Source organism: Rhabdochromatium marinum (genome assembly GCF_016583795.1).
Lineage (GTDB): Bacteria > Pseudomonadota > Gammaproteobacteria > Chromatiales > Chromatiaceae > Rhabdochromatium > Rhabdochromatium marinum.
This window is the reverse complement of sequence record NZ_NRRS01000003.1, coordinates 20024-44681: the sequence shown is the minus strand read 5'-3', so window position 1 is coordinate 44681 and position 24658 is coordinate 20024. Positions and strand designations below refer to the sequence as shown.

Annotated in this window: 27 protein-coding genes; 17 read left to right on the top strand and 10 right to left on the bottom strand. The window is 61.4% G+C overall.

Annotation, left to right across the window (positions count from 1 at the left end):
• The first annotated feature begins 17 nt into the window (after positions 1-17).
• From CKO36_RS01725 to CKO36_RS01650, 16 genes are all read left to right on the top strand, one after another.
• Positions 18-362: a Rieske (2Fe-2S) protein gene (locus CKO36_RS01725; protein WP_200279675.1), complete on the top strand. Its 345-nt coding sequence runs from the start codon at positions 18-20 to the stop codon at positions 360-362.
• A complete protein-coding gene (ccmA, locus tag CKO36_RS01720; protein WP_200279673.1) occupies positions 340-1026 on the top strand; it encodes a cytochrome c biogenesis heme-transporting ATPase CcmA in 687 nt (228 codons plus the stop codon). Before CKO36_RS01725 ends, ccmA begins: the two co-directional genes overlap by 23 nt.
• Before the next feature lie 13 nt (positions 1027-1039).
• Positions 1040-1711: a heme exporter protein CcmB gene (ccmB, locus tag CKO36_RS01715; RefSeq protein ID WP_200279670.1), complete on the top strand. Its 672-nt coding sequence runs from the start codon at positions 1040-1042 to the stop codon at positions 1709-1711.
• An 8-nt stretch (positions 1712-1719) separates the two neighbouring features.
• On the top strand, positions 1720-1911 hold the full coding sequence (locus tag CKO36_RS01710; RefSeq protein ID WP_200279667.1) for a hypothetical protein: 192 nt from the start codon (positions 1720-1722) through the stop codon (positions 1909-1911).
• Positions 1908-2666, top strand: a complete 759-nt coding sequence (gene ccsA, locus CKO36_RS01705) for a cytochrome c biogenesis protein CcsA (protein ID WP_200279664.1) — start codon at positions 1908-1910, stop codon at positions 2664-2666. The genes CKO36_RS01710 and ccsA overlap by 4 nt, the downstream gene beginning before the upstream one ends.
• The gene (gene ccmD / locus CKO36_RS01700; RefSeq protein WP_200279661.1) at positions 2663-2854 is read left to right on the top strand and encodes a heme exporter protein CcmD; all 192 of its coding nucleotides are present in this window, start codon (positions 2663-2665) and stop codon (positions 2852-2854) included. The genes ccsA and ccmD overlap by 4 nt, the downstream gene beginning before the upstream one ends.
• Positions 2851-3303: a cytochrome c maturation protein CcmE gene (ccmE, locus tag CKO36_RS01695; protein WP_200279658.1), complete on the top strand. Its 453-nt coding sequence runs from the start codon at positions 2851-2853 to the stop codon at positions 3301-3303. The genes ccmD and ccmE overlap by 4 nt, the downstream gene beginning before the upstream one ends.
• Entirely contained in the window at positions 3300-5300 is a 2001-nt protein-coding gene (locus tag CKO36_RS01690) for a heme lyase CcmF/NrfE family subunit (protein WP_200279655.1), read from the top strand. The genes ccmE and CKO36_RS01690 overlap by 4 nt, the downstream gene beginning before the upstream one ends.
• 279 nt (positions 5301-5579) lie before the next feature.
• Positions 5580-6926, top strand: coding sequence for an RNA-guided endonuclease IscB (gene iscB / locus CKO36_RS01685; RefSeq protein WP_200279652.1), 1347 nt, complete (start codon positions 5580-5582; stop codon positions 6924-6926).
• Between the two features lie 78 nt (positions 6927-7004).
• Positions 7005-7592, top strand: coding sequence for a DsbE family thiol:disulfide interchange protein (locus tag CKO36_RS01680; RefSeq protein ID WP_200279650.1), 588 nt, complete (start codon positions 7005-7007; stop codon positions 7590-7592).
• A 1-nt stretch (position 7593) separates the two neighbouring features.
• The gene (locus tag CKO36_RS01675) at positions 7594-8115 is read left to right on the top strand and encodes a cytochrome c-type biogenesis protein (protein ID WP_420826304.1); all 522 of its coding nucleotides are present in this window, start codon (positions 7594-7596) and stop codon (positions 8113-8115) included.
• Positions 8112-9428, top strand: a complete 1317-nt coding sequence (gene ccmI / locus CKO36_RS01670) for a c-type cytochrome biogenesis protein CcmI (RefSeq protein ID WP_200279647.1) — start codon at positions 8112-8114, stop codon at positions 9426-9428. Before CKO36_RS01675 ends, ccmI begins: the two co-directional genes overlap by 4 nt.
• Positions 9429-9431: 3 nt before the next feature.
• Positions 9432-10625 carry a hypothetical protein gene (locus CKO36_RS01665; protein WP_200279644.1) on the top strand — a complete coding sequence of 398 codons (1194 nt, stop codon included), beginning with the start codon at positions 9432-9434 and terminating at the stop codon, positions 10623-10625.
• 32 nt (positions 10626-10657) lie between these two features.
• Positions 10658-12001 (top strand): APC family permease, encoded by a 1344-nt coding sequence (locus CKO36_RS01660; RefSeq protein WP_200279641.1) that lies wholly within the window; start codon positions 10658-10660, stop codon positions 11999-12001.
• Complete coding sequence (locus CKO36_RS01655) at positions 11964-13223, top strand: serine hydrolase (protein WP_200279638.1); 1260 nt, start codon at positions 11964-11966, stop codon at positions 13221-13223. The genes CKO36_RS01660 and CKO36_RS01655 overlap by 38 nt, the downstream gene beginning before the upstream one ends.
• Before the next feature lie 106 nt (positions 13224-13329).
• Complete coding sequence (locus CKO36_RS01650) at positions 13330-14232, top strand: recombination-associated protein RdgC (RefSeq protein WP_200279635.1); 903 nt, start codon at positions 13330-13332, stop codon at positions 14230-14232.
• A gap of 81 nt (positions 14233-14313) precedes the next feature.
• Here the strand turns inward: CKO36_RS01650 and CKO36_RS01645 are convergent, their stop codons facing one another.
• The 10 genes from CKO36_RS01645 to CKO36_RS01600 all read right to left on the bottom strand — a co-directional run bounded on the left by CKO36_RS01645 (position 14314) and on the right by CKO36_RS01600 (position 23341).
• On the bottom strand, positions 14314-16080 hold the full coding sequence (locus CKO36_RS01645; RefSeq protein ID WP_200279632.1) for a complex I subunit 5 family protein: 1767 nt from the start codon (positions 16078-16080) through the stop codon (positions 14314-14316).
• Between the two features lie 73 nt (positions 16081-16153).
• Positions 16154-17923 carry a complex I subunit 5 family protein gene (locus CKO36_RS01640; RefSeq protein WP_200279630.1) on the bottom strand — a complete coding sequence of 590 codons (1770 nt, stop codon included), beginning with the start codon at positions 17921-17923 and terminating at the stop codon, positions 16154-16156.
• Positions 17923-19425, bottom strand: a complete 1503-nt coding sequence (locus tag CKO36_RS01635; RefSeq protein ID WP_200279627.1) for a proton-conducting transporter transmembrane domain-containing protein — start codon at positions 19423-19425, stop codon at positions 17923-17925. The genes CKO36_RS01640 and CKO36_RS01635 overlap by 1 nt, the downstream gene beginning before the upstream one ends.
• Entirely contained in the window at positions 19422-20885 is a 1464-nt protein-coding gene (locus CKO36_RS01630) for a complex I subunit 5 family protein (RefSeq protein ID WP_200279624.1), read from the bottom strand. Before CKO36_RS01630 ends, CKO36_RS01635 begins: the two co-directional genes overlap by 4 nt.
• Positions 20878-21156 (bottom strand): cation:proton antiporter subunit C, encoded by a 279-nt coding sequence (locus tag CKO36_RS01625; protein ID WP_200279621.1) that lies wholly within the window; start codon positions 21154-21156, stop codon positions 20878-20880. The genes CKO36_RS01630 and CKO36_RS01625 overlap by 8 nt, the downstream gene beginning before the upstream one ends.
• Before the next feature lie 2 nt (positions 21157-21158).
• On the bottom strand, positions 21159-21884 hold the full coding sequence (locus CKO36_RS01620; protein ID WP_242469326.1) for an MnhB domain-containing protein: 726 nt from the start codon (positions 21882-21884) through the stop codon (positions 21159-21161).
• 8 nt (positions 21885-21892) lie between these two features.
• Positions 21893-22195 carry a Na(+)/H(+) antiporter subunit B gene (locus tag CKO36_RS01615; protein ID WP_200279615.1) on the bottom strand — a complete coding sequence of 101 codons (303 nt, stop codon included), beginning with the start codon at positions 22193-22195 and terminating at the stop codon, positions 21893-21895.
• Positions 22192-22491 carry a monovalent cation/H(+) antiporter subunit G gene (locus tag CKO36_RS01610; protein WP_200279612.1) on the bottom strand — a complete coding sequence of 100 codons (300 nt, stop codon included), beginning with the start codon at positions 22489-22491 and terminating at the stop codon, positions 22192-22194. Before CKO36_RS01610 ends, CKO36_RS01615 begins: the two co-directional genes overlap by 4 nt.
• A complete protein-coding gene (locus CKO36_RS01605) occupies positions 22488-22808 on the bottom strand; it encodes an MrpF/PhaF family protein (protein ID WP_338053401.1) in 321 nt (106 codons plus the stop codon). The genes CKO36_RS01610 and CKO36_RS01605 overlap by 4 nt, the downstream gene beginning before the upstream one ends.
• Before the next feature lie 8 nt (positions 22809-22816).
• On the bottom strand, positions 22817-23341 hold the full coding sequence (locus CKO36_RS01600) for a Na+/H+ antiporter subunit E (RefSeq protein ID WP_200279609.1): 525 nt from the start codon (positions 23339-23341) through the stop codon (positions 22817-22819).
• A 292-nt stretch (positions 23342-23633) separates the two neighbouring features.
• Between CKO36_RS01600 and CKO36_RS01595 the strand changes: the two genes are divergently transcribed.
• Complete coding sequence (locus tag CKO36_RS01595) at positions 23634-24632, top strand: DUF2333 family protein (RefSeq protein WP_338053400.1); 999 nt, start codon at positions 23634-23636, stop codon at positions 24630-24632.
• Positions 24633-24658 lie beyond the last annotated feature (26 nt).

Below are 24658 nucleotides of genomic sequence, written 5' to 3'. Positions count from 1 at the left end.
TGCAGGAGGATACACTGATGCAAGCTCCTTATCTGGCCGTGGCCAATGCCGAGGATCTCAAACCTGGTGAATTTCTGAAAGTGGCCGCCGACGGTCGTGCCTTTGTCATTGCCCAGGTGGGCGAGGACGTCTACGCAGTGGAAGATCTGTGCAGCCACGAGGACTATCCGCTCTCTTACGGCTGTCTGGATGGCGAACGCATTAAGTGCTCGCTGCACGGCAGTCGCTTTAGCCTAAAAACCGGCGCGCCCGAGGATGAACCGGCGGATCAACCCATTGCCACCTTTGCGGTGGCGATCGAAGATGAGCAGATCTGGCTGGATCCCAGCCGGGCGACCAATGCCCAGCCTGGAAATGCCTAGCGTGGCACCGGAGGCGGCCAGGCTGGAGGTGTCCGCGCTGAGTTGTCGGCGCGGTGATCGGCGTCTGTTTAGCGCGCTTGATTTGCAGCTCGCCCCCGGGCAGCTGCTGCATTTGCGCGGTTCCAACGGCAGTGGCAAGACCACCTTGCTGCGCGCGCTGTGCGGCTTGCTGCGCCCGGAGTCGGGACAGATTCGCTGGCGCGGTGCAACCATTGAGCAGTTGGCTGAGGACTATTATCGCGATTTGCTCTACCTGGGACATCTCAACGGCATCAAGGGTGACCTGACTGGAATGGAGAACCTGCGCATCGCTGCGCGTCTGGCCGGGCATCCATGCAACAGCGCTGACATTCGCACGGCGCTGGAGCGCATTGGATTGGGTGGCTTCGCGGATTTGCCCTGCCGCATGCTGTCCCAAGGCCAGAAAAAGCGCGTGGCCCTGGCGCGCCTGCTGCTCAGCCAGGCGCCCTTGTGGATTCTTGATGAACCCTTCACGGCGCTGGATGTCGATGCAGTCGCCTGGCTGGAAGAACTGATTGGCACCCATGTTGAGGCCGGTGGTCTGGTGGTGTTGACCACCCATCAGGCTCTGACCCTGGCCGTCGGTCAGTCCTGGCAGTTGAATCTGGATGCTGCCTCTCCACAGATGGCAACAGTCTGCTGACATCCGATTCCTTATGCTAAAAACCTTTATCTCGATTTTGGCTCGCGACCTGACGCTCGCGTTGCGCCGACGCACCGATGTGTTGACGGTGCTGTTTTTCTTTTTGATTGTCGTGAGTCTGTTTCCGCTTGGCGTTGGCAGTGAGCAGGCGCTGCTGCGTGAGCTTGGCCCCGGAGTGGTGTGGGTGGCGGCGCTGTTGGCCTCCATGCTGGCGTTGGAGCGGCTGTTTGCGGCGGATTTTGAAGACGGCACCCTGGAGCAGATGCTGCTGACGCCTCAGCCACTCGGCTTGCTGGTGCTGGCCAAGGTGATTGCCCACTGGCTGCTGACCGGGTTGCCGTTGGTGGTGATTGCGCCCCTGATTGCGTTGCAATATCAACTCGGGGATGGCCAGATGTTGATGATGATGGCATCCTTGCTGCTTGGCACCCCAACCCTGGGGCTAATCGGCGCCATTGGCGCGGCGCTGACCTTGGGGCTGCGCGGTGGTGGGATTCTGCTGTCGCTGCTGATTTTGCCGCTCTATATTCCGATCCTGATCTACGGCGAGGGCGCCGTCACCGTCAGTGCCATTGCGCTGGCTGACAGCGAGCCCTACCTGATGCTGCTGGGAGCCTTGTTAATGATGGCGCTGATTTTGGGGCCTTGGGCTGCGGCGGCGGCTTTGCGCATTTCAATGGATTGAAGTATCCCATGCAATGGCAAGAGGTTTGCAAACATCCCAGCCTGCAAAATTTGCCGTTCACAATTGCGGCAGGTGTGCGCGAAGTCTGGATTTGCAGCGAATCAGGGGAGATGGAGTTTTTCCAGACGGATGGACAAGCACAGGCTTCCGAGCTGGTACCAGGGTTTCCGCACCGGATTGATTTAATGGAATCTTCATGAGCATTAACTGGTTCAAATTTGCCTCTCCCGCTGCCTTTTATCCCATTGCCGGCCGCATGATTCCCTGGTTTGCCGGTATTGCCATCGTATTGGTGCTCGGCTCGCTGCTGTGGGGCTTTTTCGGCACGGCGGCTCAGCTCGGCGGCAGTAATCCGCAGAAGGAGTATTACCGCATCATTTACATCCATGTCGCTGGTGCCTGGATGTCGATGTGGCTTTATCTGGTGCTGGCCGGCTGGTCGGCGATCGGGCTGGTGTTCAATACTCGCCTGAGTTTTATGATGGCCAAGGCGGTAGCGCCAACCGGGGCAATCTTTACCGTTATTGCGCTCTGGACTGGGGCTTTTTGGGGGCGGCCCAGCTGGGGAACCTATTGGGATTGGGACCCGCGTCTGACTTCGGAGCTGATTCTGTTCTTCCTCTATATTGGCTATATCGCCCTGCATTCGGCCATTGATGATACCCGCCGCGCGGATCGCGCCGCTGCATTACTGGCCATGGTGGGCTTGGTGATGTTGCCGGTGATCTACTGGTCGATTAACTGTCCCGATCCCACTCAATGTGCGGCCTTGCATCAGCGTTCCGATCCCGGCTCGATTCATGCGAGCATTCTGTGGCCTATGTTGGGCGTGACCCTGGGCTTTTGGAGTTATGCCTTCGCAGCGACTTTCGTGCGCCTGCGTGGCATCATTCTGCTGCGGGAGGCGGACAGTGCCTGGGTCAGGGAATTGTTGCAGGGGGATTCTGGGCGATGAAAGAGTTTCTGCATCAGGGCGGCTACGCCTTTTTTGTCTGGGGTGCCTATGGCGTGACCTTCGGGCTGCTGGCGGCGGAAGTGGTTGCGCTGATGGTCAATCAGCGAACCATTCTTGCGCGTGTGGGTCGATGGGTGCGCGGGCCGACGCAAGGCTCAGCGAAAACAGCATCACGAGGTAACGAATGAAGGCCAGACAAAAACGTATTCTTTTCGTTGTAGCCGCAGTGATCGGGGTCAGCCTGGCCGCTGGCATGGCGATCAGCGCGCTGCGCGGTAATATCTCCTATTTCTTCAGCCCGTCGCAGGTGATGGCCAATGAACATCCCAGCGATGCGGTGTTTCGCGTTGGCGGTTTGGTGGTGAAAGACAGTCTGCAACGCCAGCCGGATGGGCTGACGCTGACCTTCGATGTCACCGACAATGCCGCTACCGTGCCGGTCAGTTACACGGGTATTCTGCCCGACCTGTTCAGTGAGGGGCAGGGCGTGGTGGCCAAGGGCCGCATGGGACCGGATGGCGTTTTCATGGCCGAGGAGGTGCTGGCTAAGCATGATGAATCCTATATGCCGCCGGAAGTCGCCGACAGTTTGCAACAATCCCATGTCGATGGCGTGGTTGAGATGGTGACTCAATGATTCCTGAACTCGGTCATTTCGCGCTCATCATTGCGCTCTGCATCGCACTGGTCCAGGCCACCGTTCCCTTGATGGGGTCGTTCAACGGCAATCGTCCGTGGATGGAACTGGCCCGTCCGCTGGCCTATGGACAGTTAACCTTCATCGCTTTTTCCTTCGCCTGTCTAGTACAGGCCTTTGTGGTCAGCGATTTCTCGGTTGCCTATGTAGCGGTGAATTCCAATTCCCTGCTGCCGACCATGTATAAAATCTCGGCGGTTTGGGGCGCACACGAGGGCTCGCTGCTGCTGTGGGTGCTGATGATGGCCGGCTGGGGCGCAGCGGTGGCGCTCTATAGCAAGAATTTGCCATTGGCAATGATTGCGCGGGTGATCTCGGTGCAGGGCATGGTCACGATCGGCTTTCTGCTGTTCACCCTGCTGACTTCCAATCCCTTCGACCGCCTGTTTCCGGTGCCGCCGGAGGGCCGTGATCTGAATCCGCTGTTGCAGGACCCCGGCTTGGCGATTCATCCACCCATGCTTTATATGGGCTATGTCGGCTTCTCGGTGGCCTTTGCTTTCGCTATTGCCGCCTTGATCGGTGGCAAACTGGATGCGGCCTGGGCGCGCTGGTCGCGGCCCTGGACCACGGTGGCGTGGATTTTCCTCACCATCGGCATCGCGCTGGGCTCCTGGTGGGCTTACTACGAACTGGGTTGGGGTGGCTGGTGGTTCTGGGATCCGGTCGAAAATGCTTCCCTGATGCCTTGGCTGATCGGCACCGCACTGTTGCATTCGCTGGCGGTAACGGAAAAACGCGCCGCCTTTAAGAGCTGGACGGTGTTGCTGGCGATCGCGGCCTTTTCGCTGAGTTTGCTCGGCACCTTCCTGGTGCGCTCCGGGGTGCTGACCTCGGTCCATGCTTTTGCCACTGACCCGACGCGCGGCGCCTTTATTTTGCTGTTTCTGTGTCTGGTCATTGGCGGCTCTCTGGCGCTCTATGCCTGGCGGGCGCCGAGTGTTTCCTCCGGCGGGCACTTTGATTTGCTGTCGCGAGAGAGTTCGCTGCTGATGAACAATCTGCTGTTCTCGGCCTTTACCATCCTGGTGCTCTTTGGCACCCTGGCGCCGCTGATCTACGAGGCCTTCGGCTGGGGCAAAATTTCGGTGGGCTTCCCCTGGTTTAACAAGATGTTTGTCGCCCTGTCGCCCTTTATGGTGCTCTTGCTTGGCATTGGCCCGCTGGTGCGCTGGAAGCATGATGCGGTGCTCAGGCTGCTGGGTAAGCTGTGGCCGGCGCTGCTGCTGACCATTGGTGTTGCGGTGTGGGTGGCACAGGCTGAGTTTGCCGCCAGTCACCTGTGGGTGACGGTGGGGATTACGCTGGCGGCCTGGCTGCTGTTGTCGCATCTGACCGTGCTGTTCGAGCGTCTGAAAAACCGCCCGGGTGGTGTTGTCGGGGGGCTTAAGTCCATAGGTGACGATGTGCGCGGTGGCGGGCGCGGCTTTTACGGTATGCTGCTGGCCCATCTGGGGGTTGCCGTACTGATCATCGGCATCACCATGGTCTCCACCTTTGATGTTGAGCACGATGTGCGCATGTCACCCGGTGATTCCTATGAACTCGCCGGCTATCGCTTTGAGTTCCTGGGGGCAACAGCGGTCGATGGGCCGAACTACAACGCTGATCGCGGGCACTTCCTGGTCTATCGCGGCGAGGACACGGTGGCAGAGCTGTTTCCCGAGAAGCGTGCCTATATGGGCGGTGGCATGCCTATGACCGAGGCGGCTATTGATGCCGGCTTCCTGCGCGATATCTATGTCTCCCTGGGCGAGCATGTCGGCGATGGCGACTGGGCTTTGCGTCTGTACTACAAGCCCTATGTGCGCTGGATCTGGCTCGGGGCCATCTTTATGGCCATCGGTGGCCTGCTGGCGGTGACCGATCCGCGCTATCGTGCCGCCCGCGTTACCGCACCAATGCCGGACTTGGCCGGATCCGCCGTCAAGGCCTGAATACGATCGTCAACTACCCCGCCCTGAAGGGCGGAGCTTGTGAAGACAAGCTGGGTTGACCAGGGAAAGCGGTGAAAACCCGCTGCGTTTGCAACAGGTCGTTGAGACCCACTCCGGAATGCTTCCTCAGTTCCGGACACTGGAAGATCAGGATCATGCGGGTGAAAGGTAAAGCGCCGAAGGTTCTGATCGCCGCGCAAGCGGGAGCCGGTTGCAGACTGTCCCGAGGGGAGCAAGCCGCGAGGCTCCGTCACTAGGCCCGTAAGGGCAGGAATTGAAATGGCTGTCTTTGTTCTCGACAAACAGAAAAACCCGCTGATGCCGTGCATGGAGAAACGCGCTCGGCTGTTGCTCCAGCGTGGGCGGGCGGTGGTGGTGCGGCTGCATCCGTTCACCATCCGGCTCAAGGATCGCATTGGTGGTGAAACTCAGCCGTTGCGCCTGTCGCTCGATCCGGGGAGTAAAACGACCGGAATCGCCGTGGTGCGCGAGGTCGAGCGCATCGACCCCGACACGGGGGAGGTACGCCGTGAGGCGCAGGTGCTGTGGCTGGCCGAACTGACCCACCGTGGTGCCCAGATCCGTGAGCGATTGACCGCTCGCCGCGCCTTTCGTCGCCGTCGGCGCACAGCGAATCTGCGCTATCGCGCCCCGCGCTTTCATAATCGCACCAGACCCAATGGCTGGCTCGCCCCGAGTCTGCGCCATCGATTGGACACCACGCTGAGCTGGGTGAATCGTCTCCAGCGTCTCGCACCCATCACCCACCTCAGCCAAGAGCTGGTGCGCTTCGACACTCAGGCACTCCAGAACCCTGAAATCAGCGGTGTTGAGTATCAGCAGGGCGAACTCGCGGGCTATGAGGTACGCGAATACCTGCTGGAGAAATGGCATCGCACCTGCGCCTATTGCGGCGCACAGCAGGTTCCGCTGGAGATCGAGCACATCCAGCCCAGGAGCCGGGGCGGATCGGATCGAGTCTCCAATCTCACACTCGCCTGCCGCTCCTGCAATCAGCACAAGGGGAATCAGCCGATTGAGGCGTTTCTGAAACATCAACCCGAGCGATTGCGCCGTATTCAGGCACAGGCCCAAGCCCCGCTACGCGATGCCGCAGCGGTCAATGCCACCCGCTGGGCGCTGTTTAAACAGCTCAAGGCCACCGGCTTACCCGTGACCACGGGGTCAGGCGGCCAGACCAAGTACAACCGTCAGCGCCTCGGTATTCCCAAGACCCATGCGCTTGATGCCGCCTGTGTCGGTCAACTCACCGCGCTCCATGGCTGGAACATCCCGACGCTTGCCATCAAGGCCACCGGGCGCGGCTGTTACCAGCGTACCCGCCTGAATCGCTTCGGCTTTCCACGCGGTTATTTGATGCGTGAGAAGCGCGTTAAAGGATTCCAGACCGGAGATCGGGTCATCGCTGAGGTGCTAAAGGGCAAGAAAACCGGAACCCATCTCGGGCGCGTGGCCGTGCGTGCCTCAGGGCGCTTCAATCTCCAGACCGCAACGGGTCTGGTCCAAGGGATTTCACACCGCCATTGCCGAGTGCTGCAACGCGCCGATGGCTATGGCTATGCATTCACTCCAACCCAAACGGAGGCCGCGAGACCGGTGGGTTAACCGCGCGACGCGCGGTGCGCTCTACCTCCCCGCCCTGAAGGGCGGGGTTTCTCGCGCAAGACTGATGACAACATCCTCATGACAGAAGCAAGCAAGAAAACATCTCCTCCGTGGCGCTTTCTGGTGCCACTGTTCCTGTTCGGCGCGCTGGCCGGTCTGCTGCTGTACGGTCTCGGGCAGGATCCGCGCGAAGTGCCCTCACCACTGATTGGCAAGGCCGCACCGGAATTCGAGTTGCCCGATCTGCTCGATCCGTCCCGCACCCTTTCCAAGGCTGATTTGCTGGGGCAGGTGTCCCTGGTCAATGTCTGGGCCTCCTGGTGCAGCGCCTGTCGTGCCGAGCATGGCATGCTGATGGAAATCTCTCGGCGCTCGGATGTGCAGTTGCTGGGCCTGAACTGGAAGGACGGGCAGGCTGAAGCCCGGCAGGTCATCCGCATGAGCGGCAATCCCTACCGGATGATCGGCTTCGACCCCGACAACAATGCCGGCATCGACTGGGGAGTCTATGGCGCCCCCGAAACCTTTGTCGTCGATCGCCAGGGCATTATTCGCTACAAGCAGATTGGCCCCATTGATCCACAGGTCTGGCAACAAACGCTGGCGCCCATGATCGCGAAGCTGCAAAGCGAACCTTCCAGCCTGCCAACCCAACCGGAGCGCTGAGATGTCACTGCGAATTCACTCATGGCTCAAATTCCCACCGCTGGTTGCACTCGTGCTGCTGTTGATGATGATGACAGTGACGACGGCCAGTGCCTTTACGCTGGAAGAATTTTACTTCGACAGTCCGGCGCAGGAAGAAGCCTTCCGTGATTTGATCAGCAAATTGCGCTGTCTGGTGTGTCAGAACGAATCCCTGGAAGGCTCCCAGGCCGAGTTGGCGCAAGATCTGCGCGAGGAAGTCTACGGCATGATGCGCGATGGTCAGTCGCGCGAAGAAATCCTGGCCTTCCTGACGGATCGTTATGGGGACTTCGTGCTTTATGATCCACCGCTGAAACCCTCCACCTATGTGCTCTGGTTTGGACCCTTCGTTCTGATCGGCATCGCCGCCTTTTTTATGGTGCGCTCGCTGATACACAGCCGTGCCGATCAGCCCACCACGCTTTCAGCGGCCGAACAACAGCGCCTGCAACACTTGCTGGATGCGCAAGCGCACGCCGACCATGAGGATAAGCCCGTATGACCTTGTTCTGGACCCTGGCCGGCGCACTGATGCTGTTGGCATTTTTTGTGGTGCTCGTGCCGCTGCTGCGGCGCCGCCCGGCGTCGGCGAGCCTGCCGGGCGTCAGTCAGGATGCGGTGAATCTGAGCCTGTTTCGCCAACAAATGGCCGAGCTGGATACTGATCTGGCCAATGGCAAAATCGATTCCGCCCAGCATCAGAGTGCCAAGCTGGAGCTGGAGCGCGAGCTGCTGCACGACATTGACGATGCCGGTGCCGCGGCGGCTGAGCATGCCACCCGGGGACGCTGGCTGCTTCCGCTGCTGGCACTGGCGGTTCCGGCGCTGGCGCTGGCCTTTTATCAGGCCACGGGGACGCCGCAGATCATTCCCCGCTTGGCCGCTAGTGCCACTCAGGCGCCCGTGCATGGCAGCACCGGTGAAATGCCGCCGCTCGATGTGCTGGCCGAGCGCTTGGCGGCGCGCATGGAGCAAAACCCCGAGGATATTGAAGGCTGGATGATGCTGGGCCGCACCTACTTCGCCATGGGACAGCCGGCCCCGGCCCTGAAAGCCTTGCAGCAGGCCTATGCGCTGGCGCCGGATAATCTGGATGTCAAACTGACCTATGCCGAGGCCCTGGCGGCCAATAACGACAACCAGCTCGAAGGCCAGCCGGCGGCGCTGATCAGCGAAGTGCTCGCTGCCGATCCCGATCACATCAACGCGCGCTGGCTCAACGGCATGCTGTCCTTTCAGCGCGGGCAATACACCGCTGCCATCCAGTCCTGGCAACGGGTGCTGGAGCAAATCGATCCGGCCAGCAGCGATGCTGAGGATCTGCGCGGTTTGATCGCCGAAGCCCGTCAGCGCGGTGGTCTGGCTGATGAGGCGCCTGCAACTGTTGCCGCTGTACCAACGTCGGCAGCAGCGCCTAAGGCGGACAAGCCTGCGGCGGCGACGCCAGCCCCGGCGGCCGCTGCCCCGGGACAGATCGAAGTCAACGTCGCGGTCGCGCCTGAGTTCGCGGAATCGATTGATCCGAGCACTGCGGTCTTTATTTATGCCAAAGCGGCGGCTGGTCCACCCATGCCCCTGGCAGCGCAGCGCGTCACCCTCGGCGATTTGCCTATGACGGTGACTCTGGATGACAGCCTGGCCATCAACCCGGCACTCAAGCTCTCCAGCTTTCCGACTGTTATTGTCGGCGCGCGCATTTCTGCCAGTGGTCAGGCGATGCCCATGCCTGGGGATCCGCAGGGTGAAACCGGACCGCTCAACACCGAGCGCGCGTCAGCGCCCATTCAGGTTCTGATTGATCAACGCCGGCCCTGAGCCATGAAGCCGCGCTTGTTCCCGTCAGCCTGGAGGCTGCATCTGAGGCTAGGATGGCTGCTCTGTGCGCTGCTGCCAGTCCAGCTGCTTGCCGCTGCGGATGACGTTGACGCCGCCGCGCGCTATCTCGCCGGCATGCCGCTGCCAGCCGGTTCGGCCTATCAGGTACTCACCGATGCGCACTGGCAAGGCTATCGACAACAACTCGATAGCACCTGGCAGGCATTGGAACAGCAGCGCTTTCAGCCGATGCGCCAGTGGCAGGCCGAGGTGCTGGTGCCCCGCATCAACCCCGGCTTGCCACTGTTTTATCCCTTTGGCGGGCCGGATCTGGTGCATGCGCTTATGCTCTATCCGCAGAGCCATGACTTTGTGCTCTTCGGGCTGGAGCCGCCCGGTTCGTTGGAGCTGAATCCACAGCTGCCCGCGTCCGCGCGTCACCGCCTGCTCAATTCTGTGAACTGGGCTCTGCGTGATATTTATCAGCGCAGCTATTTCATCACCGGGCGGATGTCGAGCGATTTGAACCGGGAGGAGCTTGATGGGGTGCTGCCGCTGTTGCTGGTGTTTCTGGCGCGCAGTGGCTATGAGGTGTTGAGCTTTGAGGAAGGTGAGCTGACCCCAAGTGGTCGGTTTCTGTCTGCAAGTACTGAAGCGGCCGGCCAAGATGCGCCCGATGAGGCTGCGGTGGCAGGCTGCCCCAGGATTCCCAGCGTGCAGGTGCGCTTCCGTGCTTCGAATAACGCCAGCGAACGGCAGCTGACCTATGTCCAGCTTGATGTCTCCGATGCGAGTCTGGGCGCTTGCAAGGCTCTGGAAACCTATGTTGAGCGTTTGGCACCTGTGAATACCTTTGTCAAATCAGCCTCCTACCTGATGCACTATGGGACCTTCAGTCGCATTCGGTCACTCACTCTGGCGGTGAGCGCATCGCTGTTTCAGGACGATACCGGCATTCCCTATCGGGATCTGGACCAGGCTGATTGGGATGTGCTGTTGTTCGGTCGTTACACCAAACCGATTCGGGATTTCGATGGCGTTTTCCAGCCCGACCTGAATCAAGCCTATCGCCGTGCTGCGGATTCAATTCGTGCTGCGGATTCAATTGATGAGCTGCCGTTTAGCATGGGATACCATTGGTGGACTAATGCGCAGAATCACCTGCTGGCCACCCGGATTGATCGGGCCGACCACTGATTCCCTGCTTAGCGACTACGAAACCATCGGCTATGTCAGCAAAACCTGCCATCGGAGTCCCGGTCGCTGCCGCCATTGTGGTGGCCAACATGATCGGTACCGGAGTTTTTACCAGCTTGGGCTATCAGGTGATGGATATTGAGTCGCCACTGGCAGTGTTGGCGCTCTGGGTTGTTGGTGGGTTGGCGGCCTTCTGCGGTGCCTTAGTGTATGCCGAGCTGGGGGCGCGGATGCCGCGCTCTGGCGGTGAGTATCATCTTCTGTCGAATATTTATCACCCGGTGATTGGCTTTCTGGCCGGTTTTATTTCCATCGCGGTCGGTTTTGCCGCACCGGTGGCCGCAGCCGCCATTGCCATGTCCAGCTACCTGACTTCGGTTGTCGGATTGGAGGGCGCAGGGCCGTGGCGGCCAGGGATTGCGCTGGCCGCTGTGCTGGCGGTGACGCTGATTCATCTGTTTCCGCTGCGCACCATCAGCTTGTTTCAGGTGTTGGTTACGGCGCTCAAGGTGATGCTGATTCTGCTGTTTATCTTGTTCGGCTTTGCGTTTGCCGCACCCCAGCCGATTTCGTTCAGCTATTCGCCGCAGGTGCTGCACGAGATGCTGTCCAGTGAGTTTGCCGTGTCACTGGTGTATGTCATGTATGCCTATTCGGGCTGGAATGCCGCCATCTATATCGTCTCAGAGATTCGCCAGCCGCAGCGCAACCTGCCAATCGCCTTAATCGGTGGCACGGCGGTGGTGATGCTGCTCTATACCCTGTTGAATGCAGTATTTCTCTACAGTGCACCAATTGAGGAGTTGGCCGGGCAAACCGAAGTGGGTTATATCGCCGCACGGCATATCTTTGGTGAGACGGCCGGCGTGGCCATGAGCCTGCTGATCGCCTTCGGGCTGATTTCCACCATCAGCGCCATGACCTGGGCCGGGCCGCGGGTGTTGCAGACCATGGGCGAGGACTATGCGATCTTTGCGCGCTTTCGGCGCACCAACCGCAACGGCATCCCGCATCTGGCCTTGTTGTTTCAGCTCGCCATTGTGAGCTACCTGATCCTGTCTTCCACCTTTGAGGCCATCCTGATCTACATCGGCTTTACGCTATCGTTGTCGGTCTTTTTGACTGTGACCGGGCTCTTTGTGGTGCGCGCGCGGGATCGCGAGCGGCCGACACATTATTTGACTTGGGGCTATCCCTGGACACCGCTGCTGTTTCTGCTGATTACTGGCTGGATGCTGGTGTTTCTGCTGAAAGAGAAACCGGTCGAGTCGCTGGTGGGTCTGGCCACCGTATTGAGCGGGCTGCTGCTGTATGGCTGGAATCGCTGGATGCTGTCGCGTGCAGGGCAAACAGTTGCGGCGGCTGTGGTTGACTGAACCAACGCCCGGCTGGCACCCGCTGCTCTGGTTGGCTCTGGTTGGTCTGTTTATGCCCTTGATGCTGGGCTGTTCACTGGCTCCGGCCGCATCGGACGTGGAAGGAGACTCCGCCACTCTGGTGCGGATACTGCGTGCTGACCCACAGCTCGCACCCTATCTGGAGGCGGCGGATCGCTACCGGATGCAGGTGCTCTACACCCAGATTGACCGTGTCGCCGGACAGCCGCGTCTGACCACCCACAGCTTGCGCCAGGATGCCGATTTCTACTATCCGGCCAGCCTGGTGAAGTTACCCGTCGCGATCTTTGCTCTCGAGCGGCTCAAGGCGTTGGGCTTGAACCGTACGGATCGCTTCGAAATCAGTCCCGCCAATGCTTGCAGCCGCTACCCGCCACAGGCGTGCCAGACGGTGCAAGCGTGCATTGAGCAGATGTTTGTTTTCAGTAACAACACTGCCTACAATCGCCTGTTTGAGTTCCTGGGCCGCGATGCGATCAATGCGCGTCTGCATGCACTGGGCTATCCGGGCGCGATTCAGGGGCGTTTCAAATCCGGCTGTAGCGGCGAGTCGGGGCGCACCACGGGGGCGATTCGCTTCTACGATGCGACCGGTGCGCTGCGCTATCAGCAGCCGCCGCAGCGCAGCCGCAGTGCAGATCCGCCGTCGCGCGACGACCGGCGGGTGGGGCGGCAGACCCGCACGGCGCTGGGGCTGATGGATGAACCGATGGATTTCTCGGCCAAGAGCTATCTGCCGCTTGGGGCGCTGCATCGCATGCTCATTGCGCTGGTGCTGCCAGAGACGCTACCTAAGTCGCAGCGCTTTGATCTCAACGCGTCTGAGCGCGCCTTCCTGCTCAACACCATGGCGCTGCGGCCGCGGGATGTCGGCGGCCCGCAAGCGGACAGCTTTCGCAAATATCTGCTTATTGGTGGCGATGCGCGCATGCCGGAGTCGGTCGAAATTATCAATAAGGTGGGGCTTTCCTACGGGTTTGTCTCGGATGTGGCTTATATCACCGCTGCTGTGCCTGATTGCGCTGCGGAGGTCGCCTTCTTTTTATCGGCGACTTTGTATGTGAATCGCAATCAGGTGATGAATGATGCTCAGTACGAGTACGACACCCAAGGGTATCCCTTTATGAAGGCGCTGGGCCAGGCGATCTATCGCCATGAGCTGGCCCGTCAGGGGGCGCAATGCCCGACAACGGGTCACTAGCCCCCGAGCGAGCGGGTGGCGGCCGGCCGGGTGTTTGCATCCCGGCGCCAGCGGTGGATAATGCCACGCTTTTCGCCATCCTTCACTGGATTTTATTGGAGTCAATGTGTTCAAGAATGCCAAGGTCTTTCAACTCGAAGGCGGCTTTCCGTTCGATCAGATGCAATTACATGAGCGTCTGGGCGAGCGCATGTTCCGGCCCTGCGGGCCATTGGAAACCTCAACCCTGGGCTGGGCTTCGCCCTTGGGGCCCAATGCTGAGAGTCTGGCGCATCTGGTCGGTGGCTGTCTGCTGATTGCCGCGCGGCGCCAGGAGCGTCTGTTGCCGGCCTCGGTGGTCACTGAAGCGGTGGCCGAGCGCGTCGCCGAGATTGAGCAGAATGAGGCGCGCGATGTCGGGCGCCGCGAGCGCAGCCAGCTGCGCGAGGACATGCTCACTGAAATGCTCCCGCGTGCCTTCACCCGTTCGCGACTGCTGCGCGCCTACATCGACCCGGCAGCCGGCTGGCTGGTGGTGGATGCCTCCAGTGACAAGGTGGCCGAAGACCTGGTCAGCCTGCTGCGCGAGACGCTCGGTTCCCTGCCAGCCAAGCCGTTGCGTGCCACCACCGCCGTTGATGAGCGCATGACGACCTGGGTCGCCACCGACACGCCGCCGGATGGGTTTGAAATCGAGGATCAGTGCGAGATGCGTGACCCCGGCGACAGTCGTGGTGTGGTGCGGTGCCGGGGGCAGGATCTGACCAGCCCGGAGATCAAGGCGCATCTGGACACTGGTAAGCGGGTCGTTGCACTCAGCCTGACCTGGCAGGAACGCCTGTCACTGGTGCTGAGCGAAGACCTGTCGATTAAGCGTCTGCGCTTCAGCGACGAACTGATTGACGAAGCCGTCACAAACGATGACGACGAGCAGGCGCGCTTTGATGCCGGATTCATCATTATGTCTGGCGAATTACGTACCCTGCTGGCCGCCCTGCGTGCTGAATTTGCGCCGGTTGAGAGTCCTTAGCGGCTGTACGCCCCTTGGGGGCTGGGCTGTTCGCGGCCATTTGGCGACTCTTCCTGCTTCAATGCGCCGGCCCTATCACTCCTAATCCAACTGGCCTGCAAGCAGAAACAACAGCAAGGCGGCGCCAAGGCTTAGCCAGAGTGCCCCGACGACTGGCCAGGTGAGCGGCTCATGGATTGCCGTTGCCGGTGTTCGGGCTGTTTTGGTGTGGTGGGACGGCGGCGTTGCGCGCTGTGCGCTGAGTCGCGTTTGGAGCTGTCGCCAGACATTGGCTGGATTATCGGCTCGACGCATGTGCAGCAGGCGCAGGCGGTGCGTCGCCAGGCTAAACGCCGCCAGCAGATCGCCCGGCGGAATCCGCCCCACGGCAGCAAGCAGCGGGTTGAGCCCCAGGCGGGTCAGCCAGATTACAGCCGCTGCCAGCGCGACACCGGCCATCATGCCGGGTGCATCACCAAGCCAGGCACTGGGGCGATACAAGACCAGCGGCAACAATAGGATGACTCCAGTGAGCAGGCTCCAGGCGATGACTGGTCCGCGTTGGTGGCTGTTTGCAGAGGCGGTTGCTGGTGTGACTGGGGACTTGAGCTGCCAACTGAGCCATAGCAGCCGTGCCATCAGCAGCACGGTTGCCACATTGGCCAGAATAAGCACTGGCCCCAGCCAGTTCCAGGTCGCAGGCAGCTCGGTGAGCAGCGGCTTGGTGACATATTTCGCCACGGCGCCTGAGGTGAGCGGTGCTGCGACCATCGCCAGGGCCAGGCAGGCCAAGCCGGCCAGAATCAGCGGTTGCCAGCCTTGCCCGGCCTGTTTGCGCAGCCCGACGCCAAGAAAGAGTCCGCCTTTCACCAGGCCATGATGGGCGACATACAGCACCAACGCCGGTACTCCGACCGGCGCCAACTCGGGTTCCAGTAGCAAGACACCGAGCAATAGCAGCAGAAATCCCATTTTGCTGATGCTTGAATAGGCCAGGATGACTTTGAGATCGCGTTGGGTCAGCCCGACAATCAACGCAAACAGCAATGTCAGCACCCCCATCAGTACCAGGGCGCTTCCCCAATGCGGCCACGCGACCGCGCCTACGGGCAGGAAACGCAGCCAGCCCAGCAGTGCGACCTTGATCATGGCACCACTCAAGACCGCACTGGCCGCCACCGGAGCGGCCGGGTGGGCCAGTGGTAGCCACAGATGCAAGGGGAAGATGCCGGCTTTTACCGCCAGGCCGAGCAGCACCAAGGCGATGGTCAGATCATCGAGTTGCGTGAGCTGGTGCGCGCTGGGCTGCATGCTGCCGGTTTGCACTGCGATCATGGTCAGGCCCGCGAACAGCACCACCTCGCCCAGCAGCGCCATGATCAGATAGACCCGGCCGGCTTGCAGAGCTTCTGGCGTGCCCTCATGCACCACTAAGGCATAGGAGGCCAGCCCCATCATGGCAAAGCCGACATAGAAGCTGATCAGATCCAGCCCTAGGATCAGCCAAAAATGGCCTGCCATGGCGAGCAGAAACAGCGCATTGAAGCGCCCGGTCTGCCAGCAGTCGGTCTTTGCTCCGCTGGGTGCGGGTCGGTGCATGCTAGCTGCGAATACGCCGGCCACCAGCCAGAGCAGGGCGGTAAACAGCAAATACAGTCGGGCGGTTGCATCCAGCCCCAGGGTGGTGCCCAGGATCAGCCAGGGCAAGTCGAGTTGCAGACCCGTGGGCGCTAGCACGGCGGTGAGCAGGGCAGGCAGTGCTCCAGGGGGCGGCAGCCACCACAGCCGGGGCTGCGGTGCCAAGACGGCAAGCAGCAGTGGCCAAACCCAGGCCAGCAGCAGCCAGGCGCTGCTTAAGTCGCTGAGCATGGCGCGGCTGTTTGCGGTTGTGGGAGTGCGGGCAGTGGCAGCCGGGGCTGGAGTTGGAGGAATAAGACCTGCATCAGCGAGCTCCGGCGAGCAACAGGAGCAACAGGAGCATGCCCAGCCCCAGCCAGAGTGCTCCGGCAACTGGCCAGCCGCGTAATTTCAATTCCAGGGCGGTTTCGGATGCCGAAGTCGGATCTGTGCTCCGGGTACTTTCGGTACTTCGGGTGCTGCGCTGGCCAGGCTGGAAGCGGCCGGCTTGGGTGCGCAGTCTCTGTGCACTGCGTTCCAATGGCCCCAGGATGTCGCCGGGGGCGATGCGTCCGATCAGGGTGGCCAATGGATTCCGGCCACGCTTGCTGAGGATCAGCACCAGGGCGCATAGTGCGAGTGCCAGCAGCAGATTGGCACTGTTGGTGGGCCAGAAGGAGGCCGGAGCGAAGAGCCAGGGGAGGGCGGCAATGAGTGCGAGGAGCAGGCCCCAAGCGAGGAACGGGGCGAGCAGATTAAGTTCAAAGTGCGCGCTGGATTCAGTGGGATGCGCTGCTGTGCCTTCCCATCCTGCCTTAGACGCTGGAAACCGGAGCAGCCATAGAAAGCGGGCCATGAGCAGGATGGTGGTTAGAGTCATGAGCCAGAGCAGCGGGGAGAGCCAGTGCCAGGGAGCGGCTTGCAGCAGTGGTTTGCTGAGATATTTGGCGGCAGCGCCGCTGGTGAGGGGAGCGGCGGCCAGGGCCAGGGCCAAAAAGATCAGGCCGGCCAGCAACAGTTGTTGTGTGCGGCGTTGGTGCGTGTTCTGTTCGTAGAGGCCGAGCCCGAGAAAGAGGCCAGCCTTGGTCAGCGCATGATGCGTGGCGTAGAACAGCATGGCGGTGATGCCGGCGCCGAGGAGATCCGGCTGGCCCAGCATCAGGCCGGTTAAGAGCAGTAAAAAGCCCATTTTGCTGATGCTTGAATAGGCCAGGACTGCCTTGGGGTCGCGCTGTATGAGTCCAATCAATAACGCATAGAAGGCGCTGAGCAGGCCGATGATGCTCAGAGCCAACGCCCAGTGCGGCCAAGTGACGGCGCCAAGTGGCAACCAGCGCAGCCAGCCGAGGACAGCGACCTTGATCATGGCGCTGCTGAGCACGGCAGTGGCTGGGATGGGCGCTGCGGTATAGGTTACGGGCAGCCACAGATGCAGGGGCACAATGGCGGCTTTCACCCCCAGACCTAGCAGGATCAGCGCCAGGCTAGGCCCGCCAGCCGCAGCCAGCAGGCTGGGATCCGGGGTCAGGGTGCCACTGTGTGCGGCCAGGCTGACCAGGCCGGCAAAGAGTGCCACTTCGCCGGCCACCGTCAGGGCCAGATACAATCGCCCGGCACGCCGTGCCGCCGGGTCGCCATAAGCCAGAATCAGTCCATAAGCGGCCAGCCCCATGATGGCAAAGCCGACGTAGAAGCTGACCAGATCCACTCCCACCAGGGCCCAGAATTGTCCGCTCATGGCCAGCAAAAAGAGTGCATTAAAACGCCGCTGGGCAAAGTGGTTTGATCCGGATGGCGAACCTATCGGCTCCCTGTACATCAATGTGGCGACAAAGATTCCGGCAATCAGCCACAGCAGGGCGCTGAACAGCACAAAGACTCGCCCGATGCTGTCTAATTCCAGCTCAGTACCCAGCAGCAGCCAGGGTAGGCTGAGCTGGGTTCCGACCGGCAGCAGCGCGGCGCTGACCAGCGCGGGCAGTGCGCCCAGTGCCGGCAGCCAGCGCCATTGCGTGCGCATGGCCAGCGCCATCAGCAGCAGTGGCCAGAGCCACAGTGCCAGCAGCAGCCAGGCCTGGGGTGCGGCATGTTCCATCACGGATACTCACGCCGCGCAATCAGGGTCGTCCACTCCAGCGGACTGAAGGGCGCCGCCGCGAAAAGCCCGGCCAGCAGACAGAGCGCCGCAGTGATCAGGGGTGGCCACAGCAGAGTGGCATGGGTTTCCAAGCGTCGGCGCGGGATGTCCTCATGCGGCCAATGTGGCGGCGGTTCGCGGAACCAGGCGCGGAACAGGATGGGCAGGAAATAGGCCGCATTTAGCAGCGTGCTGGCCCCCAGCACCAGCAGTACCCAGGGCATGTCGGCCTTGATCGCGCCCAGGCCCAGATACCATTTGCTGATAAAGCCGGCGATGGGCGGAATGCCAATCATGCCCAGGGCGCCGACGCTGAAAGCCAGCGTGGTCCAGGGCATGCGCCGACCGATACCGTCCATCTCGCTGACCTTGTGCACGCCCAGGGTCTCGGCATAATTGCCGGCGCACAAAAACAGCGTGATCTTCATAATACCCTGATGCACCAGATGCACCATGCCGCCAATGGTCGCCACCGGCCCGAAAATTGAGGCACCAAGGGCGATATAGGACACCTGACTCACGGTGGAATAAGCCAGGCGCTTTTTCAGTCCATCCTGGCTGAGCGCCATGATGGAGCCGTAGAGGATGGTCACCGAGGCCAGCACACCAAGCAGCGTCAGCAGTCCCAGCGCATGGGCGAATTCCACGCCATAGATGTCATAGACCAGCCGCACGATCCCAAAGGCGCCGGCCTTGACTACCGCCACCGCGTGCAGCAGCGCGCTGACCGGCGCCGGTGCCACCATGGAGCGCGGTAGCCAGCCATGCAGGGGCACCAATGCCGCCTTCACCCCCAGCCCGGCAAGCAGCAGCACAAAGATGATGATGAACTGGCCATGCAGCGCCTCGGGCTGTTCGGCCAGCAGTCCGCCCTGGGTGAAATCGACCGGGCCGATCAGGGTTTGTAACCAGACAGCCCCGATCATCAACACCGCGCCGCCGGTCATGGTGTAAGCCAGATAGGCGCGCGCGCCAGCGGTGGCATCCGGCGTGCCGCGATGCGACACCAGCGGATAGGTGGCCAGGGTGAGAATTTCGTAGAACACCACGAAGGTGAATAGATTGCCGGCCAGGGCAATGCCGATAGTGGCGGTCACGCACAGGCTGAAAAAGCCAAAAAAGCGGCTGCGATTGGGCGAGTGCTCCAGATAACCGATGGCATAAACGGTGGTAACCAGCCACAGCACCGATGACAGGGTGACGAAGAGCACCGAGAGCGCATCGGCCTGCAACACCAGACTAAGCCCCGGCGCCAGCACCAGCTCCGCATCATAGCTGTGGTCGTGATAGACCCCCCATACCAGCATTCCAACCAGCACCAGCTTGACCAGTGCGCCGGTCATGTTCAGCAGGCCGCGCAGCCAGTGGCTGTCCTCGGCCACCATAAAGATCGCCAACCCCGGCAGCAGCGAGCTGAGCAGGATCGCTACCGGCAGCAGGCTGTCAAGGGTCTCCATCATCCCAGACCTCCGCTCGTGCCCAGCAAATGCCACAGCGGCGCCGTCGCCACCCCCAGCACCCCGGTGGCCATGGCCGCCAGCAGCAGTGCCGGTCCCTCGGCCCGGGCCTGGGTAAAGAAGTGCCGTGGCGTTGGCTCCAGCCCGAAGGCGCGGGTCATGAGTCGGAACACATAGGCCACTGCCAGCAGGGTGCCAGCCAGCAGCACCAGCACCCACCACCACTGCCCGTTGGCCATGGCGCCGCCGAGTAGCAACCATTTGGCGACGAAACTGCCACTCGGCGGCAGACCGATCAGCGCCGTGCCGGCCAGCGCCAGGGTGAGGGTGGTGGCCGGTAGTTGCTGCAAGGTGGTGCCCAGCTCGGCGATGCGGTCATGCCCGGCCTGTTGCTGCACAAAGCCCGCCGCCAGAAACAGGCCCGACTTGGCGAAGCCGTGCGCCAGAGCCATAAGTGTCACAGCGGCGAACAGATTCGAGCGCGTCTCCCCGGCTGGCAGCCCCTGCAGGATGGGAAAGAACAGAAACAGATAGCCCAGCTGGGCCACCGTCGAATAGGCGGCCAGCAATTTCAGCCGCTCAGCGCGCAACGCTTGCCAGGAGCCCCAGAGCACTGCACCGGCGCCCAGCAACCCGAGCAGATTAGCCGCGCCCTGGGTGGTCAGGGGCGCGAACACCTCCAGCCACAGACGCAGAATCAGATAAAAAGCCGCCTTGACCACCAGGGCCGAGAGCGCGGCGCTCACCGGCGCCGGTGCGCTGCCATGCGCGGGTGGCAGCCAGAAATGCAGCGGAAAGAGCGCTGCTTTCAGTGCCAGCCCCATCACCATGAGTCCCAGCGCGGTGGCTCCGAGCAGCCCGGATGCAGCAGCATCCCCACGGGCCAGTTGCGCCGCCAGTTGGGCAAAATCCAGGGTGCTGAAGCCGCTGTAAATCAGCGCCACCCCGAGCAGATAGGTCATGGAGCCGAGCAATCCGACCAGCAGATAGCGCAGATTGGCTTCCAGGGCGGTCCGCTGTCCGCCGAGCGCACCCAGCGCGGCGGCGCTGAGTCCCAGCAGTTCCAGATTCACATAGAGATTGAACAGATCAGCCGCCAGAAAGAGCCCGTTTAGAGAGGTCAGCAGTAGCAACCACAGTGGCCAGAAGTGGCGTGCGCGTGCCGGATCACGAAAATAGTCACCAGCATAGACACTGATTGCCAGGCTTACCAAGGCCGTCATAGCCAGCATGGCGGCGCTGAGTCCGTCAGCAACGAACCCGATCCCCAGCGGCGGTGCCCAGTCGCCCAGCGCCAGCTGCAGCTCATCATGCTGCCAGACGCCAAGAGTCAGCAGGGCGATATTTAGCGTGTTCAGCATGACACTGAACAGGCCGATGCGCGCGGCGTGCGCCGGCAGCGCCGTGACCAGCAAGGCGCCTGCGAGCGGCACCACCAGGGCCAGTACCAGGCTGTCAGTCATCGCCATCTCCGCGCAACGCGCGGCCAAAAGACAAGGCCAGCGCGGTGGCACTCACCGCCACCACGATGCCGGTCAGCACCAGTGCATGGGGAACCGGATCGGCGGGTTCGCCATGGTGCTCAGCGGTGGCAATTAGCAGATGGAACACGCCGCTGCCCATGATATTCAGCGCAATAAGTTTGCGAATCAGCAGCCGATGCAGCAACAGTGACCAGATGCCGAGCACAAACAAAATGAAGCCAGCACTGGCATACAGCAACTCAGCATCCATGGTTAAGCCTTCCTGTCAGGCGCTTGCATTCTGTGCATTCCTGGTGTCGCTGTTGTCTGGCTGGGTGGTGGTTGGCCACCCACGTAGGCGGCAGTGAGCAGGGTGGCAATGGTGAGAGTCGCGAAGGTCTCAATCAGCAGAATCAGCCAGCCAGCCCAGGCCAGCGGGTAGTCCAGAAAACCGCGACCGGCGACCAGGGTCGCCAAACCAACCAGAGCAAAGATGCCGATGCCCGCAATCGCCAGCCAGCGCTGTGCCGACTCATTGGGCAGGCTGGCGCGCGGATCGCCCCCCAGGCGCTGAATAACACCGGCGGCGGCCAGCAGGGCGCCGGCCTGAAAGGCACCACCGGGCGCCTTGGCGCCAATCCAGAGCAGATAACCGCCGCTGAGGATTAACAGCGGAACCACCCAGGCCGCCAGACCGGCAAACACTGCGCCGGCCTGCTGGTAGCCGGGGGTGGCGGGACCCAGGGACCAGATGCCCAGCATGGCGGTGAGCAGAACGCTGAGTTCCAGTAGGGTGTCGAGGGCACGATAATTCAGCAACACAGCGGTGACTGGATTGGTCACCCCGCTGCGCGGCAGTTCAGCCTGCGCCAGCGCGGTCAGGCCGGCGCCGGGCGCAGTCGCTGCATGGGTGAAATAGACCCATTGCAGCAGACCGGCCAGCAGAATCAGCAGGACCACCACCAAGAGAGCGGCGGAGCGCTGTGGCTTTGGCTCCAACGAATTCCTCATACCGGCGGAGTCCGTTCAGGGGGCGTTGGCGCCCTGGCCTTGGCTTGGGAGCTGGCGCGGGCACGGCGTGCGGCTGACAGAATCAGCGCCCCTCCCAGACCGGCACCAATCGCCGCCTCGGCCAGTGCCACGTCAGGAGCACCCAGACGCGCCCACACCAAGGACAGCCATAAGCCAAAGGCAATGAACAAAATGGCCGCGCGGCGCGGGTCGCGACTGCTCAGGGTCGCGACTGCCAAGCCCAGCAGGGTCAAAAGCATGAGCACATCAAAAATGAGCAACGCCAGCGTCGCGGTCATGACGGATCCTCGCCATCATCATGCAGGGCTCGTTTGGCAATCAGGTGCGCGCCGGTGGCACCGCTCAGCAAGACCAGCAACCAGATCAGCACTAATTCCAGCGCATGCCAGAGACTTGGAGCCAGGGGCAGCAGGCCCAGCATCACCAGACCCAGGCCAAGATTATCGGCCTTGGTCAGCGCATGCAGTCGCGAAAACAGGTCCGGCAGCCGCAACAACCCCAGAGTACCAGCGGCAAAAAAGATTAAACCGCAAATAATCAGGGTGACAGATATCAGCATCAGTGCCAGGTTCATGCGGCTTGCTCGTGATCCGCTGCCGTGCTGACCGTGTTGCCTGCGGTGGGCGGTGCGGCCTCCGACGCCGCCGGGGCATGGCGGCGCTTTCTGGTAATGGCAAACACTGCGACGGCGGCCAGCAGGCTGAACACCAGTCCCACGTCATTTAGCGCCGGCATCTCCAGGGCGGCCGCCAGCAACAGCAGCACGCCAATCCCCGAGGTGCCTAGCAATTGCAGCGCCAGCAAGCGATCGGCTGGCGTGGGTCCGCGCAGTGCGCGGACCAGTCCGATGCCCATGGTGGCGAGCAACAGACTGGCGCACGTGAGCAGCATCTGACTCATCATCTTGACAGTTGTCCGCTTCCGAGTGGCTCGCAGAACAGGCGCGCGACCTGGTGCTCCAGTTGCATCAGCTCCTGGTCATTCTCCCCGTGGGTGTCGAGCGCATGAATCACGAGGTGATCCGGTTCGGTAAAATCTGCACTCAGGGTACCGGGCAGCAGGCTGACCAAGTCGAGAAAAAAAATGCGGGCGCCAGGGTGGCGCAGCGCGGTGCGATACGTCAAAAAACCGGGTGCGATAGCCAGTGGCCGCGCCAGAATGCGCCGGGTGACATCAATGCCACCACGCACCGAGGCGAGCAGAAAAAAGGCGACAAAGGCCGGCAGATGTTGCACACAAAAGCCTGGGCGTCGGTGTTCCGCTGTCTGATGAGCCGTGGCCAGGCGCACACTGGCCCAGGTGGCGAAGGCGACGCTCGGGACGCCGATCAGCCAGGATTGCAGGTCGGCGCGGGTTAAAACGACCCAGAGTGCGGCGAAAAATACCACACGAATCAGTACCCGACTGGATGCAATCCTGAACATGACCCGACTCTTGGCGACGGTTTTGCCGCGCTGTTTTAACTTTTCGTTTGGCACCCTTGATTGTCACCACTGACCGGCACCATGGTACGAGCTGCCACTGTCCAAGTGCTCGCGGGGCGCAGTGTAACAAAGCTCGGCACTGCACGCCCGAGGAGCAATCCGCCACCAGCGCGGCCTGTTTCCAGGTAGAATCGAGGTTATCATTCAGCGCTATAGCAGCCGCCGGCTCTCTGGATGAGCCGGATCGGACTGGCAAGCTCAAATTTTCATCACTAACCATGAGGTGTTCATTGTGACAAAAGAAAGTTCTTCCGCCGATCGCAACTGGCCGATCGGCAAAGTGGCCGGCGTGCTGGTGCTACTGCTCATCGTCGTGATCGGCGGTCTCGGGGCCTACTGGTCGTGGCAGCCGGAATGGTTCGAGATCACCGATCTGGAGATGACCAATCCCGATATCGATACCAAGGAAGCCTTGAAGACGCCAGGTGTTGCAACGGTGTCAACGACCATCAAACTGGCCGAGACTTTACTGGATAAACCTGGTGGCTATCTGAGCAACGACCTGATGCCCCCCGGTGTGTTGATGGATAACATGCCGAGCTGGGAATACGGCGTGCTTCAGGAAGTGCGTGATTCAGCGCGGGCGCTGCGCAATGAATTCAGCCGCTCGCAGACGCAGTCGGTCGAAAGCGACCTGGTCAAAACCGCTGATGTGAAGTTCAGTTTCGATGCGCATTCCTACATGCTGCCTTCGACCGAGGGCGAATACCGTGCCGGTATCAAAACGCTGCAACGCTTTCGTGCCGCGCTGATTGCGGGCAATGACCAGACCGCGCGCTTCTTTGTGCGCGCCGACAATCTGCGCGCCTATCTGCAGGTGGTGGAAAAACGCCTGGGCAGCTATGCTCAGCGTTTGAGCGCCAGCGTGGGGGATGCCGAACTAGTGGCGGCCTTTGTCGATCCAACTCAGGCTCAAGTCCTGGAAAAAACCTCCTGGTATGAGATCGACAACAACTTCTACGAAGCTCGCGGCTACGCCTGGGCGCTGCTGCACATGATGCAGGCCATTTCACATGACTTTGCTGAGGTGCTGGAAGGCAAGAATGCCCATGTGTCACTTGAGCAGATCATTCGCGATCTGCACGGTGCGACGCTGCGCAAAATGAGTCCGGTGGTGCTGAATGGCCATGGCTACGGGCTGCTGGCCAACCACTCGCTGGTGCTGGCGTCCTATCTGTCACGCGCCAATGCGGCGGTGATTGATCTGCGCGTGCTGATGGAGAGAGGCTGAGTCAGATAGGTGTAAAAGCGCAGCGG

Coding starts and splice junctions, on each gene's coding strand:
- CKO36_RS01725 (WP_200279675.1), top strand. CDS start 18: ATGCAAGCTCCTTATCTGGCCGTGGCCAATGCCGAGGATCTCAAACCT.
- CKO36_RS01680 (WP_200279650.1), top strand. CDS start 7,005: ATGACAGAAGCAAGCAAGAAAACATCTCCTCCGTGGCGCTTTCTGGTG.
- ccsA (WP_200279664.1), top strand. CDS start 1,908: ATGAGCATTAACTGGTTCAAATTTGCCTCTCCCGCTGCCTTTTATCCC.
- CKO36_RS01625 (WP_200279621.1), bottom strand. CDS start 21,156: ATGGATGCTGAGTTGCTGTATGCCAGTGCTGGCTTCATTTTGTTTGTG.
- CKO36_RS01600 (WP_200279609.1), bottom strand. CDS start 23,341: ATGTTCAGGATTGCATCCAGTCGGGTACTGATTCGTGTGGTATTTTTC.
- ccmB (WP_200279670.1), top strand. CDS start 1,040: ATGCTAAAAACCTTTATCTCGATTTTGGCTCGCGACCTGACGCTCGCG.
- CKO36_RS01610 (WP_200279612.1), bottom strand. CDS start 22,491: ATGAACCTGGCACTGATGCTGATATCTGTCACCCTGATTATTTGCGGT.
- CKO36_RS01630 (WP_200279624.1), bottom strand. CDS start 20,885: ATGACTGACAGCCTGGTACTGGCCCTGGTGGTGCCGCTCGCAGGCGCC.
- ccmE (WP_200279658.1), top strand. CDS start 2,851: ATGAAGGCCAGACAAAAACGTATTCTTTTCGTTGTAGCCGCAGTGATC.
- CKO36_RS01710 (WP_200279667.1), top strand. CDS start 1,720: ATGCAATGGCAAGAGGTTTGCAAACATCCCAGCCTGCAAAATTTGCCG.
- CKO36_RS01690 (WP_200279655.1), top strand. CDS start 3,300: ATGATTCCTGAACTCGGTCATTTCGCGCTCATCATTGCGCTCTGCATC.
- CKO36_RS01615 (WP_200279615.1), bottom strand. CDS start 22,195: ATGACCGCGACGCTGGCGTTGCTCATTTTTGATGTGCTCATGCTTTTG.
- CKO36_RS01640 (WP_200279630.1), bottom strand. CDS start 17,923: ATGGAACATGCCGCACCCCAGGCCTGGCTGCTGCTGGCACTGTGGCTC.
- iscB (WP_200279652.1), top strand. CDS start 5,580: ATGGCTGTCTTTGTTCTCGACAAACAGAAAAACCCGCTGATGCCGTGC.
- CKO36_RS01675 (WP_420826304.1), top strand. CDS start 7,594: ATGTCACTGCGAATTCACTCATGGCTCAAATTCCCACCGCTGGTTGCA.
- CKO36_RS01665 (WP_200279644.1), top strand. CDS start 9,432: ATGAAGCCGCGCTTGTTCCCGTCAGCCTGGAGGCTGCATCTGAGGCTA.
- CKO36_RS01645 (WP_200279632.1), bottom strand. CDS start 16,080: ATGCTCAGCGACTTAAGCAGCGCCTGGCTGCTGCTGGCCTGGGTTTGG.
- CKO36_RS01660 (WP_200279641.1), top strand. CDS start 10,658: ATGTCAGCAAAACCTGCCATCGGAGTCCCGGTCGCTGCCGCCATTGTG.
- ccmD (WP_200279661.1), top strand. CDS start 2,663: ATGAAAGAGTTTCTGCATCAGGGCGGCTACGCCTTTTTTGTCTGGGGT.
- CKO36_RS01605 (WP_338053401.1), bottom strand. CDS start 22,808: ATGCTGCTCACGTGCGCCAGTCTGTTGCTCGCCACCATGGGCATCGGA.
- ccmI (WP_200279647.1), top strand. CDS start 8,112: ATGACCTTGTTCTGGACCCTGGCCGGCGCACTGATGCTGTTGGCATTT.
- ccmA (WP_200279673.1), top strand. CDS start 340: ATGCCCAGCCTGGAAATGCCTAGCGTGGCACCGGAGGCGGCCAGGCTG.
- CKO36_RS01635 (WP_200279627.1), bottom strand. CDS start 19,425: ATGATGGAGACCCTTGACAGCCTGCTGCCGGTAGCGATCCTGCTCAGC.